We start from the raw sequence: 12,953 nt of genomic DNA, 5'->3' as shown, positions 1-12,953 counted from the left end.
CTTACCTCATTTCATCGCTAAAACTGATGTTAGAGACGGGAGATTTTTGGGGTTGCCAGATTCGAGATTTGTGCATCTATGGCAAGGTTAGATTTAAGTGTGATCTTTAGTTACTATATCACCAACTCTGTCATCTCTTAGTCCTTGGCTATCAGCAAACCCTCCCGATTCGTTGCTGATTGGCGATCTGAAAGTAAGATTAAGGGAACAGGTAACGGTAAACTTAGATAACGAAGGCAGGAGGCGGTCGGCAGAGGGCAGGAGTCCGTTTTTGTAACGGGGATTTATGCCCTGCTCCCAAAACTTTTCGCCTTAAGGCGAGGTTTTCGACCCGATTTTTTCGATAAAAGTGATGTTAAGTAAGTGTTTGTAATTAAATATAACAATTTAGCCATTGACGAGAACCGGATCGCTCCAGATCAGCGAAAATTTATTCCTGAAATTCTGTCAAAACCCCATAGATAGCCCAGATAGCCATGGCGCGTAAATAATGACAGGCGCGGAAAGTTCCCACCGATGTAATCGCTTCTGGAGTGCGAAATTGTAAGCCATTTTCATAGACTTGTTTCACCACCGCTTCTGTAATTTGCCATCCTTGCTTTTCCATTCCCATTTGCATCAAAAAAGCCACCAACCCAAAATTAATTCCTACCCAAACTTCCAAGGGATGAGTTGCCTGGGGATTTTCGGGAGTACCATCGGGTTTTAAACCATTTGCCGCCCCAAATTTTCCCCCATGAAACTTGAGAAAACAAGCCTGATAAATCTTACTTAAAGCTGATTGCGTGTATTGATTTTCTACCACATCTGGTAAAGCCAATAAACGGGCATAAAATTGACCACATAATTGGTCAGTCATCACCACATCGGAACCACTGCCACTATCTAAATTATAATATTCTCCATTCCAGAGAGTCTGATGATAAATAGCGCGAGATTGCTGTAACCAACTGGCAAAAATTGCTGTATCTTCTCCAAGAATTGCCCCAATTTTAATCGTTGCTTCTAGCGCCGCTATCCACAAACCACCGCAATAGGCACTAATTCCCTGTAAACGCCAATCATCAAAAGTTTGGTCTGGTGCGCCAGAATTTTCGGGAATCCCATCCTTATCAAGGTCAAAAGTTTTTAAATATTGCAAAGTCAGGACAATTGACGGCCAACATTCCCGCAGAAAATCCTCATCTTTAGCCCCCGTTAATAAATAATCCCGATAGACTAATAAAACAAAATCACTGCCTAAATCTTTCCAGAGATTACAATCTTGATAACTGGTGTAATTACTCTTTTGCCAAGGGTGTTCATTGGGCGCACCTAAATCGTGGGGAGTGGCATTTTTGGCCTTACGAATGGCACTAGCTTGGTTATATCCAATAATCCGAGGAGTATCGTCACTGCTGGGAATTGCCCTCGAAAAAGCTTCCATGACGGCCTTTTCTAAGCGCGGCCATAACATCAGTAACCCAAAGGAACCATAGAGACGCACATCAAGACTTTCATACCAACGATAATCAATACATTCTAAGACCCCAAATTGACCGATAGGATCCTGTTCGGTGGCTGCCGTCCAGAGAGTACCGCCGTCCGTTAGGAGGTATAATTCGTTAAATAAAGCCATTTTAAACCAATCGGCTAGATCGGTGCGTTCTAGGATCGGTTTTTGCCAGTTAATAATATTTTCTCGCCATGTATCGCCGTGTTTTAAAGCCGTGCGTACCATCGCCCAAGCATTTTGACCATTGCGACCGAAAAAGTCCGTATAACGACGATAATAGTTAATTCCTTGGGCAAATTCGGTGACTGGTAAATCCCAAGCTAAAATAAAAGGAATTTTGCGAGTTTTCCCCGGACGAATGGTAAAACGAATCGCCATGGCCGTGGCCGTTTCTTCCCCTTTTTGGGCGGGGGTTTCGTCCTCAATATCCGGTAAAGAGCCATTCATGGCGAAATAGTCCCAAACTTCGCCCCCATCGCCCGCAGGGTTCCATTTACCCAGATAAAATACCTCTAGACTCGGATTAGTGATACTAGCAATCGCCATCTGTCCATCCCCTTCCCCGGGGTTTTCGTAATCCCGACGCATTAGACAGCCAACGCGGAAATTATCGACAATCCATTGATTATAATTACCCTCACTTTCCCCCCATTTTGATTGATATTCATAGACGGGACTACCATCATCTCTCACCTTAACCACTGGGGATTTAATCGCGTTAGTAAACCAACCGATTGTATTTTGCCAAGTCAGCATAATACTAATAGTAATCGGTTTATCGGTGGGATTATGAGCCGTCCATTCAAATAGGGCTATAGGATAACTACTTTCTTGATAATTATGCGCCCAAACCGGTGAGAATTGTTCGCAAATTAATTGAGTCTGAAAAACATCTTTGTACTCGTACCAACTGCGGGGATAAAGGGCAGAATATGTTCCCTTTTCGGCTGGATACCACGACCAGCGCGATAAAGTTCCATCCGTCGGGCTTTCCGTCGCCATAGCGTAGGCTTGGGCGCTTCCGTCTTCTGTTTGTTCAAAAATGCTAAATTGACAGGCGGCAAGGCTATTAAAACTGTGTTCACCGCCGTCCAGATGCCAGAGGTTAAAGTCACCTTTGGGGGAACGTCCGATGCAACCGGCCCCAAATCCCCCCAGAGGCATCCCATGCCAAGGACCATCATCTAAATTGCTGGCGTAGCGGACGCTGTAGGGTTTTTCCCAACCTTTGCCCAGAGGACGTTTCCAAGCAGCGGCGGGAATTTCTGGAAGGGAGACGAGATTAAGCATAGATGTTGTTAAGTGGGGTGTGGGGTGTGGGGTGTGGGGAAGTGGGGAAGTGGGGAAGTGGGGTGTGGGGTGTGGGGTGTAGGGTGTGGGGTGTGGGGTGTGGGGAGAATAAAGCTGACTCCTGACTCCTGATTCCTGACTCCTGACTCCTGACTCCTATCTCTTGACTCGGAGAATTCTGACCCCACCAAGAAACTTTTTCACTAAACCCTAATTATTCGCTAAAGAGATAATTACTGCGATCGCTGACAGTCCAATCTTGATTTTCTCCACCGATAATTAAACGTTTAATATCGACAAAATCCTTACTTAATTGGGTCAAGGCATTGATTAAAATATCTAAAGCAATAAGATCGCTAGTACCGAGATCAAACCAACAACGTCCCCAAGTACCTAAGTATTCAAAATCGGTCATATTGTGCATCGGTGACATAAAGGCATTTTCGGCCATATCTGGATCGTATTCCATATAACTAATATCGATTCCCACCTCCTGTACCTGTAGGTTTTCGGCATTGAAAGCCCCTAATTTACCCAAATAAAACCAAGAGGCAAAAACTTCTTCTACATATTGCTGCTCCATATTCGAGGGAACCGTCGAAAATTCCAGCCAAAACCAGACATCAAAAGGATTAAATTCGCGAAATTGTACTTCCATATTTTTTAGAGGAGACAGGAGACGGGAGATAGGAGACAGGAGACAGGAGACAGGAGATGGGGAAGTGAGAATTATGAATTATGAATTGGGGAGAAGGGAGTATTTTCAGTAAACAGTAATCAGTAATCAGTGAAAAGACAGTAGGAAACTTCTATTTAATACTGCTCACTTAAAACTCAAATCTGATCACTGATAACTTCCCCACTGATAACTGATAACTGATAACTGATTACTGATTACTATGCTGTAATTTCCAGAGAAAACTAGCGAGGAGATTGGTGATAATATGAGCGAGGATCGGGATTAATAAATTACCGGTGATGATGACGGTATAACCGAGGGCAAAACCGACAACAGTTGCCCAGATAACATAGGGCCATTGTTGGGAACCGCTAAAATGGAGGATACCAAAAATTAGACTAGAAACGGTTAAACCAAAGATATTTAAGCCCAAAGCCGGCAAAATCACCCCGCGAAATAATAATTCTTCACTTAACCCCGGCAGTAATCCAATCCAAATTAAATCGGGCCAAGCTAAAGGTTTAATGACTAATTCTAAGTAAGAGTTAGCACTATGGCGATAACTAGACCAAAAACGATATAGAAGCCCACTAATTCCACTAATTGCCCCCGCTAAGGCTAATCCGAACAGGAAATCCGGGAGAGTCAAGCGAATTGCGGGAATAGCGATCGCACCGAAATATTGCCAAACTTTGGCGACTACCAGCAAGATAATCGCCGTTACCGCCATAATGGTGAGGACTTGTGTGCGTGTCAGGGGATCAAATTCGGAATTAGGGGAATTAGTCACGGATTCTCGGATAAACAGCGTAAAGAGTGTAAATTAGGGCGAAGAGATGCTAGGCTAACCCCTGCCCGTTGACAAACGATCGCACCGATCGCCTCCATATACGAGTGTACCCTAATTGCTTTCACCCCTAGAGGTTCCGGGTCCACCTTCATTCTTGTACTATTTTCCTCGACAGCAATCAGTACAGTTTTTTCTTGACAAAAACTCAATACTGTGCTAGAGCCGCAGGCACTGGCGGGAACGATCAGCGCGTCCACCTCCCGGCCCCAAATAGCATCGGGACTGGGCTGCTTGACCAATTGGGGGGCGCGACTTAAACCCACCAAAACGCAGGGTAAAAAAGTATAACCGATTTCTTCGGCCGCGGCCTTGGGGGAAAGTTGCGGATCGAGGGGCAGCGGACTTAAAGCGGGAGCGTGGGCCGCCGGTATTTGGAATTGTCGGACCACCAGATGGGAAATTACCGCTTCGGCCCCGGCAAGGGGATCCACCCCCTGACCATGGCGATAATTAGCCAGGGCAATGCTATCGGGATCGTCGGGAAAACGGGCAACAATGGCGATCGCTTCCGCCCGGCCTTGCTTAATCAGTTTTTCTGCTCCCCGCAGCAAGCTGTCGGGATTGCCAATTGTTCCCCAACTGGCCCCAGAGGCTGCCTCTCGCAACTGCACATTCAGGGGGGCATCGGTGATAACGTAATCGGTCAGATCTAAGCCTAGGGTGGCCCGGACAGCATCGGCAGCCTGAAGGTGTCTTTGCAAGAGGTCAAATTCAATGGCGCGATCGAATAGTAACCCGATGCGATTTTGATGGACGGGACTTAATCCCCAATCCCCCCGGGCAAAACGATCTAAAGCGTAACCCTCCACATAATAGGTGTTGTCCAGAGGCCAGTACAGTTGTGCGCCGTTGAGGACATTGGGATGGGTAATTAGGCGATCGCAAACTTGGGCGATCGCTCTAGCCACGGGAATGCCATCCCCAGCATAACCGCCAATCGCTGCCCCGATGCCGGTGGGAATAATTAGTACGGCGGTATAGGGACGGGAATTCACGAGGCAGTGGTGACAATCGCTTCGACTTTGACTTGATTATTCTCGCTATCCACTTCTGTGATTGCCCAGCGCAAGGGTTCACCGCGTTTGGCTAATTCTTTTTCGATTTCTTGCTGCAGTTGTTGCGGGGTTTCCTGTAGGTCGATTTCGGCACTAATAAAGTGAGTGGTCATAGTCATAACTCCCGTGGATCATCTCATTTAGTTTACCGCAGTGGGGAGACCACTTCGTGAGCGTTGCGGGGGGGAGTGGGGAGAAGACCGATAGCCGTAGTGTGACACCCTTAGGAATAGACCTCTTGTAAAAATCAAAAATTATCTTGGTTGGTTAGGAGTCAGCAGCCAGTAGCCAGGAGAATTAAGAAGGAACAGTAATCAATTAAACAGTCTATTTGGATATTTTATGCCACTTAATCCTTATTTTTAGCGTTTTTAAACCATCAAAAATCAATTGTGCCAGAGATTTAAGCATTAGCTTCAAAATAGTTAAGAATTATTCTCAACTATTAAAAAATATTGTTGATACTAGACTTGGTTAAAAAAAAGCCCTAGACTGAATGGTTGACAAGAAAATTAGTCTAGAGCCTGATTAAACCAAAGAAGCGATGCCAGTCGCTCCTTTAGCAGTGCATAGTTGAGGCTAAGTGATTACTAGAATCATTTAGCGCCAGCTTTGTCTATGTCTAAATTCTAGTCTTGACGTTATTGAGCGTCAACTTGAGTCTAAAAATCCTTTGATGGTTGGACACAGGTATTCTCTGGACTTTTTTGATCAAAGTTCGACTTAATTGAGATAATTTCTCATTTACTCTTTCCAAATCGTCAAGGAGAAGCAGATGTTATCTGATCCCACAGAATCCGAAAAAATAGATTTCCCCAAAACCCTAGATATCGCCACCGTTTGCGTTTATGGGCTAGGAATCCTCTCGGCGGGCTTATTTTTATTCCTGCCCTTCGTCAATCTCCTGCATCCGAGTCCGTGGCAGCGATGGTTAGGCACAATTCACGGTTTTGGCTCTTTATTAGCCCTAGTCGTCATTGTTTACGCAGGCCACCTCGCTTTTCCCCTGTTAAGAGGTTCTAGCAAACTCTTGCGGCAAATGCGAACCCTCACCTTCTGGGCTACCGTCCTCGCTTTTTTAGCGATCGCCACTGGTAATTTAGCCTATATGCGCTATCGAGCCGGTTCAGAATTTGGCGGCGCGCGCGCTTGGTTAAAAGAAAATTCGCCCCTCGGTCAATACGTCCTTATGGAATACCACGAATTCAGCGTCCTGTTTACCTTGCCCCTAGGCGTGGTCTGCACTTGGATTCTCTGGAAATACGGCGACTCAATTTTGGACAAAGCTAACCGACCGGTGTTAACAGCCACTTGCATTGCTCTGATGGCAATGATGTTTTTTGCTATGGGTGGTCTCGTTAGCGGCCTCGGTGTCGCCAAAATTCAGGCTCTGTAACCCCTTATTTGCTGATTCAACTCAAAAATGACTAAAATTCAACTTTCGCTCGTTCTAGCCACTGTTTTCGGCTTACATACTGTGTCTCCTGCCCTAGCGGGTTCGATGTATAAAATCACCGACTTGGGTACACTCAGCCCCGATGGTACGGATACGAGGGCAGCCAGCATTAACAACCAAGGTCAAATCGTCGGTCGTTCCCGCACTGCCGGTAATACCGCTTCTAGTGGCTATATCTGGGAAAACGGTACGATAACGGCTTTACCCCTTACTGGCCCAGTTAATGGCGGCACCCCCGTCACTCTCCCCGGTCGCGGTGGTTTATCTCGTTCTATTAATGACGCAGGGATGATTGTCGGTGCGGGAGATGAAACCGCCGGACCCACAGACCGGGCGTTATTGTGGACTCCTAACGGTTCCGGGGGTTACGACCTCAACATTTATAACTTTGGTGGCCTGGAAAGTTATTTTATCGACATCAACAACAGCAATCAGATTGCTGGTTATCATATCTTTGAAACCAATCGAAGAAACGCTATTTTCTGGGAAGATGGTACGCGCATCAACTTACCTAGTCTTGACGGCGATCAAAATTTTGGTTTAGCCATTAATGACAATACCGAAATCGTTGGTTATGTAGACTCCGATGGTGTAGTGGACGGAACTAATGTCTACAGTGCTGCTTTTTGGGAGCAGGATGCCAATGGTAATTTTGTCCTGACTAATCTAGGAATTCCCAACGGATTCGCCCAAAGTTTTGCCCGAGATCTTAACGAAAATGGCTTAGTTATTGGTCAAGCGACTAATGGTTCAGGAGCCACTTTAACCTCTAGTGGATTCCTCTGGGATAACGGCAATTTGATTAATTTAGGCAGTCTTGGTGGTACGCGAGGCGATGCTTTAAGTATTAACGAATCTGGTCAAATTGTTGGCTTTTCTAATCTTGCTAGTGAAGTTGCCCATGCGACTCTTTGGCAAGAAGGCCAGTTATTTGATTTAAATAATTTAGTCATTAATGGTACGGGTTGGGTTTTAAATCAAGCCACGGGCATTAATGGGCGTGGCCAAATTATTGGTTTTGGCACTTTTACTAATGAATTGGGAGAAACGGAAACCCGCGCTTTTCTCCTAGAATCTGTACCCGAACCTAGCACCATTATGGGACTTTTAGCGGTGGGAATTTTGGGTTTTACACAGTTACGAACTCTTAAAAAATAGGAGCAACTCTCATGACACAACCCTATGTTGATAGCCCTTGGTACGGTAAAATCTGGGCTTTTGTACAACAATTTCCCCAAGGTTTAGCCCAAGGTGCCAAACGTTCTCCCGCTACTTCTGGCCCTGCAGCTGCGGCAATTATTAGCGCCGCAATCGGTTGTTGTTTAATGATGGTTTCTCACCATTTTTCCGATGCAGACCAGACAAAAACCGTAGAAACTCTGCTCTGGAATTTAGGGTCTTGGATTCCTGGCAGTAAAAATCCTAGCAAAATGTGGGGTAATATTGGCAGTTATACCGGCAAAGAAACTATGTTATTAATTGGCTGGTTAATCAGTTGGCCTATACTCCATTATCTCTGGAAAGATCGCAAGATTAAGGCTAAAACAATTCTCTTTTGGTTTTTCGCCCTCATTATTGCCGCCACCGCTATGTCATGGCATCCTATCTTTCCTTATTTACCCTTAACTTAAACTTATGGAGGTAACAAAATGGATGTTCAAATTAGAAAACTTTCCTCTCGTAAAATGCACAATATCGTCTGGATTTTAGTGGGAGTTTTTGGTTTATTTGCTATTACTTTTCCTCTGTCTATGTGGCGAGTCAGCAATATGGAAAAGTTTCAAGGTTCTCATGTTAAATCTTTACCAGTGGAAGGAGAAGTGAATTGCAAATCTTCACGGATTACAACTAAATAAGGGGCTGGCTTAATACTAAGCAAGACAGTTTCAGCTAAGAAGGAAAAAATGTCATATCCTGTGGAGGCAAAACATCAAATAGTTGTTGAAAAGGAGAGACAATTTCTGAATTTTGGGCTGAGACTAAAACCCCCTTTTCAGAGATTTTATCTACTCCAAGTAATCTGGTTAAGCTGTACTAAATTTAAACTGAGTATTGGAAATTTGGCTCTTCTGGTTTCTGTGTGGAAACGAGGTCTATACTGATAGTTTCTTCCGCGGCTCGACTGAGCTTCGCTGAACGTAAAAATAGCCCTAAAAGTCTTGCCCGATAAGCATTTCACGATTCCATAAGCAAAAATTATCACACAAAGAATAAGAGAGCCATTCTCGTACTATAATTGATAGTAGGCTTTCCCCTAGAGATTATGATCGCAGTTCCCAACTACATCAGTCCCCAAGAATATCTCGCTATCGAGCGCCAGAGCCAGATCCGCCATGAATACCGACGTGGTTTGGTTTATGCGATGGCCGGCGGTACGGATAATCACGAGCGCATCGCCTTCAATTTTCTCAAAGTCATTGACGAACATTTCGGCGACTCTACAGACTGTAGGTTTCACTCGGGTAATGTCAAGGTTAACTATCAAGATCAGTTTTATTACTATCCCGATGCTTTTGTTACCTGCGATCCGCGCGATCGCCAAGATCGTTATCTGAAACGCTATCCGAAACTGATCGCGGAAGTGCTTTCCCCCAACACGAAGGCTTTTGACAAGGGCGAAAAATTCCAAGATTATCAACAGATAGAAACTTTGGAAGAATATGTATTAATTTCCCAAGAAATCCAGCGCATGGAATGCCGTCGCCGTAATTCTCTGGGGACATGGGAAACGACTATTTACGAGACAGGCGATCGCGTAATCCTGTCAAGTATTAACCTAGAGTTAGCCATCGCCGATCTCTACCGGGGAATAGATTAAAATGTGAACTACTCTCAAGGGAGTTGAGAGCTTGCTGCTTCCATGGGAATGGATAGACCGCATTTAGTTTATTTGTACTAACTAGCTCGGCAATTTTCCAGCCATTGTTCTAAATCTTGTAGTGACTGAAAATCTAACAAAGCTTCTCCCAAGTTTTCTAACTGTTCTAGGTCAAGACTGCGGATATTGGGCAATAATTCGGGGGAAATGTCCCCTATCCGCCGATTTAATTGACGTAAAACTAGGTTAGCTTCTCCCTCTTGTCGTCCCTCTTGTCGTCCCTCTTGTCGTCCCTCTTGTAAACCTTCCGACCAGATTTCTTGATAGATAACTGATTCTTTCATGATGTCTTTCCTCAATAATCGTTGAATGATGTCTTTCTCTAATACTAACCCGGCTAGAATTGCGGTAGATGCAGCCAGATTACTTTGTTCTCGACTATCGCTGATTTGCTCGATTTCTTGGGCAATTTGCCGCAGTAAGTTTTCTTGTTTCTCAGCTTGAGCGAGTATGGCAAAGGGAAACAGTCCGGGGGCCTTTAATAGGGGTTCCGAGGGTTGTTCCCAGAGTCTAATCACTTCAAATTGATGAGAGGTTTTCCCTTGTTTATAATCATTTTGTCGGACTGTGGGGGAGTCACTTTTCCTTAGATAAATAACCACTTGATGGATAGGTTTACGGGGATAGCGTCGATAGAGTCTGGTGGCATAATCTAGCATTCTATAGGGAATATCTTCTTTAGGGTCGGTTTGGAACTCGATATGTAAGATTAATTCTTCCGACTCTAAAAAGATTAAAGTATCGGCTCTAATTGGCTCTAGGGATAATTCCGAGGGTTTAATTTCTGTTAATTCTAAGGGTTTACCCAGTAACCAAGTGGCCAACTCTCTCGAATATTCAAGGGCGATAAATTTACAGGTAGAATCATACATTGTTAATTCAAATTATAGGTTAAGGCTGACCTATATTTTAACAAAATTATCACCCTATCTCCCCTTATTAAGGGGAGCATCTGACAATTTTTAAGTAGTTAGGTGTTCAAAACCGTGAAATCACCCCCCTTATCAAGGGGGGTAGGGGGGATCGAACCCAAAATCTATCTTCAATTTAATTATAACCAGCTACTTAATACCTAGCTACTTAAACAAAGGATTTTTATTCGGGAAAGGGTATATCTAAACTCATTTGTTGTCCTTGGGTTTCCCTTTGTTTTTCGGCAGCTTTCAGGACTTCAAAGGTGAGGATAACATCGAGACGTTTTTTCTGTTCAAGGATTTCTTGTACCGTCACAATCTCAATTTTATCGACACTTTGACTCATATAACGACCGCGATAAATTCCCGCAGATTTGGCTGTTTGAACCATATCTTTGCTGGGGGGTTTCAAGGTGATAAATATACCCAGGGCTGCTCCTTGTAGTGTCATGGTTCCCTGTAGATCTCTGATGTCTCCCGATTTGATATTACCGGATTTTACTTGAAAAATAATTTTCTCCCGATTGTCTTTATCTCCCTGAAAATAGGCAATAGCATCGACTCCTTTATCTGCCCCTTTTTTGTCATTAATTACGGCCCGGTTATTACTATAGGTTAAAACCGCCCATTTCTCAAATTCTTTGCGGGTACGATCATCCGGTTTAGTGGCTAATGCTTTGGCTGATTCTAGATCTTTGGGAATACCATTCAGTTCAATTTTATCTAAAACATTTTTACCAAAGGAGTCCTCTAATCGCTTTAACATTAAGCTAATACTCTGATAGGTTATATCAATTCCAATCCAGTTTCTCTCTAATCTCTCCGCTACAGCGATAGTCGTTCCACACCCACAATAGGCATCTAAAATTATGTCTCCTTTATTGCTACTTGCTTTGATTATTCTTTCTAACAATGCCTCCGGTTTTTGCGTGGGATAACCTAGACGTTCTTTTGTAGTTGGAGCAAAGATAATATCTGTCCATATATCTTGAATTACAGGGCTTTTAGTTTCTGATAAATATTGCTTAAGACCATCTTTTCGAGGCCGGCCATCCTTCTGTAACAAAATATAACCCTGACTATATAGTTCTTCTAGTTTTTCTATAGAAAACCGCCATTGTCTATTATTACCTGGATGGACTCCACGCCATTCTATAGTTCGTGATTCTGAAAAATGAGGAGCCGTTAAGTTTTCCGCTCTGTATAAACCTTTAGAGTCTGAGTATTTATATCTTGCTAATTGTTCTTGGGAATGATAGGCCTCTATATGATTAAATGTCTTAGCCTGTGTTTTGCTGTAAAAAAATAGACGATCCTGAATTCTTCCATATCTTTGAGGATCATTGTGTGCCGTAGTTCTTTTCCAAACAATCTCATTGAAAAAATCACCACCCTGAGAGCAAAAAATAGCATCTAAAACTATTTTTAAATAATGACTAGCAGTAGGATCGCAGTGGAGATAAAAGCTACCGGTAGATTTTAAAACTCGATGGATTTCCACGATCCTCAGAGTCATATTCACCAGATAAGCGAGAAGACTGCCTTTACCTAAAACTTTGGTTAAACCGTCAATTAAATCGATAGTCTGACTGGTAAATTTACCTTGATAGTTGCTTTGAATTTCTTCTAAAGCTTCGTTAGCGTGATTATCCCATGTCCAGGTATCCACAAACGCTTGTGCTTGTGCTTGATCTTCCTTACCTAAGTTGTTATAAATTTGGTTGTAATTGCGTTTAGAATTAAAGGGGGGATCGATATAACAAAGATCGATCGATTCATCTTTGATATATTTCCGCAGCACTTCTAGGTTATCACCGTAGTATAGTTTATTGACCATAGAGATTAAGGGGATTGACTGCATTCTCAATTGTATTATTATTCCCCCTTAAAGAGGACGAATACAATCGCTCCCGACAATAATATGATTGTACCAATAGTAGAAGCGCATCCTGTGCGCTCAAAATTTAATTTTCCTAAGTCTATCTTGCCTGAAAATGAGGGGGTCGCAGGCAGGCACAGATTCCCATTATATAAATAAGTATATGTCAAGTGCTGGGATTTTGTCAAGGGGAATTATCCTCTGCAATCAGTCCAGAGAATAATATGATTGTACCAATGGTAGAAGCACCGAGAGGCAACCCACAATAGTCTCACCAGGAGACGGAAATAAATTTAATTTTCCTAAGTCTATCTAGGGTTTGCTGAATAAATCTAAAAACCTTGTTGGATAAGACTTTTAGACTTGTTTTCCCTCAAAAAGTGCCGACCTTTGGAGTGATTGGGGGGAAAATCCCTGGACTTTTTCCCTGAAAATTAGGTAATTGACCACCTGAAAA

The 12,953-nt window shown here is 43.5% G+C and carries 12 protein-coding genes; 5 read left to right on the top strand and 7 right to left on the bottom strand.

What is annotated here, in order from left to right:
• Nucleotides 1–430: 430 nt before the first annotated feature.
• The 5 genes from O9295_RS18225 to O9295_RS18205 form a co-directional block, all read right to left on the bottom strand.
• A complete protein-coding gene (locus tag O9295_RS18225; RefSeq protein WP_288034337.1) occupies nt 431–2,785 on the bottom strand; it encodes a GH116 family glycosyl hydrolase in 2,355 nt (784 codons plus the stop codon).
• A gap of 214 nt (nt 2,786–2,999) precedes the next feature.
• Nucleotides 3,000–3,443: a DUF3531 family protein gene (locus O9295_RS18220; RefSeq protein ID WP_002792370.1), complete on the bottom strand. Its 444-nt coding sequence runs from the start codon at nt 3,441–3,443 to the stop codon at nt 3,000–3,002.
• A gap of 229 nt (nt 3,444–3,672) precedes the next feature.
• Complete coding sequence (locus O9295_RS18215; RefSeq protein WP_190720131.1) at nt 3,673–4,254, bottom strand: CPBP family intramembrane glutamic endopeptidase; 582 nt, start codon at nt 4,252–4,254, stop codon at nt 3,673–3,675.
• On the bottom strand, nt 4,251–5,309 hold the full coding sequence (locus tag O9295_RS18210; RefSeq protein ID WP_288034334.1) for a DUF3326 domain-containing protein: 1,059 nt from the start codon (nt 5,307–5,309) through the stop codon (nt 4,251–4,253). Before O9295_RS18210 ends, O9295_RS18215 begins: the two co-directional genes overlap by 4 nt.
• Nucleotides 5,306–5,482: a DUF8621 family protein gene (locus tag O9295_RS18205; protein WP_002762817.1), complete on the bottom strand. Its 177-nt coding sequence runs from the start codon at nt 5,480–5,482 to the stop codon at nt 5,306–5,308. The genes O9295_RS18210 and O9295_RS18205 overlap by 4 nt, the downstream gene beginning before the upstream one ends.
• A gap of 662 nt (nt 5,483–6,144) precedes the next feature.
• Between O9295_RS18205 and O9295_RS18200 the strand changes: the two genes are divergently transcribed.
• The 5 genes from O9295_RS18200 (at nt 6,145) to O9295_RS18180 (ending at nt 9,643) form a co-directional block, all read left to right on the top strand.
• Nucleotides 6,145–6,765 carry a hypothetical protein gene (locus O9295_RS18200; RefSeq protein WP_002762819.1) on the top strand — a complete coding sequence of 207 codons (621 nt, stop codon included), beginning with the start codon at nt 6,145–6,147 and terminating at the stop codon, nt 6,763–6,765.
• Nucleotides 6,766–6,792: 27 nt separating this feature from the next.
• Entirely contained in the window at nt 6,793–7,983 is a 1,191-nt protein-coding gene (locus O9295_RS18195; RefSeq protein WP_052275686.1) for a PEP-CTERM sorting domain-containing protein, read from the top strand.
• A gap of 11 nt (nt 7,984–7,994) precedes the next feature.
• Complete coding sequence (locus tag O9295_RS18190) at nt 7,995–8,456, top strand: hypothetical protein (protein WP_002762822.1); 462 nt, start codon at nt 7,995–7,997, stop codon at nt 8,454–8,456.
• A gap of 18 nt (nt 8,457–8,474) precedes the next feature.
• Entirely contained in the window at nt 8,475–8,681 is a 207-nt protein-coding gene (locus tag O9295_RS18185) for a hypothetical protein (RefSeq protein WP_002762824.1), read from the top strand.
• Between the two features lie 407 nt (nt 8,682–9,088).
• Complete coding sequence (locus O9295_RS18180) at nt 9,089–9,643, top strand: Uma2 family endonuclease (protein ID WP_288034331.1); 555 nt, start codon at nt 9,089–9,091, stop codon at nt 9,641–9,643.
• Nucleotides 9,644–9,720: 77 nt separating this feature from the next.
• On the opposite strand, the gene O9295_RS18175 is transcribed toward O9295_RS18180, so the two are convergent.
• Complete coding sequence (locus tag O9295_RS18175; RefSeq protein WP_288034329.1) at nt 9,721–10,575, bottom strand: Rpn family recombination-promoting nuclease/putative transposase; 855 nt, start codon at nt 10,573–10,575, stop codon at nt 9,721–9,723.
• Nucleotides 10,576–10,798: 223 nt separating this feature from the next.
• Nucleotides 10,799–12,454, bottom strand: a complete 1,656-nt coding sequence (locus tag O9295_RS18170) for a DNA methyltransferase (protein ID WP_288034328.1) — start codon at nt 12,452–12,454, stop codon at nt 10,799–10,801.
• Nucleotides 12,455–12,953: the final 499 nt, after the last annotated feature.

The sequence above is a fragment of the Microcystis sp. LE18-22.4A genome (assembly GCF_027531105.1).
GTDB lineage: Bacteria > Cyanobacteriota > Cyanobacteriia > Cyanobacteriales > Microcystaceae > Microcystis > Microcystis aeruginosa.
The sequence above is the reverse complement of the archived record's forward strand: the minus strand, read 5'-3'. Positions and strand labels throughout refer to the sequence as shown.

What these genes read in the sequence shown, in the direction of transcription:
- O9295_RS18225 (WP_288034337.1), bottom strand. Translation starts at nt 2,785, where the DNA reads ATGCTTAATCTCGTCTCCCTTCCAGAAATTCCCGCCGCTGCTTGGAAA.
- O9295_RS18220 (WP_002792370.1), bottom strand. Translation starts at nt 3,443, where the DNA reads ATGGAAGTACAATTTCGCGAATTTAATCCTTTTGATGTCTGGTTTTGG.
- O9295_RS18205 (WP_002762817.1), bottom strand. Translation starts at nt 5,482, where the DNA reads ATGACCACTCACTTTATTAGTGCCGAAATCGACCTACAGGAAACCCCG.
- O9295_RS18200 (WP_002762819.1), top strand. Translation starts at nt 6,145, where the DNA reads ATGTTATCTGATCCCACAGAATCCGAAAAAATAGATTTCCCCAAAACC.
- O9295_RS18195 (WP_052275686.1), top strand. Translation starts at nt 6,793, where the DNA reads ATGACTAAAATTCAACTTTCGCTCGTTCTAGCCACTGTTTTCGGCTTA.
- O9295_RS18190 (WP_002762822.1), top strand. Translation starts at nt 7,995, where the DNA reads ATGACACAACCCTATGTTGATAGCCCTTGGTACGGTAAAATCTGGGCT.
- O9295_RS18185 (WP_002762824.1), top strand. Translation starts at nt 8,475, where the DNA reads ATGGATGTTCAAATTAGAAAACTTTCCTCTCGTAAAATGCACAATATC.
- O9295_RS18180 (WP_288034331.1), top strand. Translation starts at nt 9,089, where the DNA reads ATGATCGCAGTTCCCAACTACATCAGTCCCCAAGAATATCTCGCTATC.
- O9295_RS18175 (WP_288034329.1), bottom strand. Translation starts at nt 10,575, where the DNA reads ATGTATGATTCTACCTGTAAATTTATCGCCCTTGAATATTCGAGAGAG.
- O9295_RS18170 (WP_288034328.1), bottom strand. Translation starts at nt 12,454, where the DNA reads ATGGTCAATAAACTATACTACGGTGATAACCTAGAAGTGCTGCGGAAA.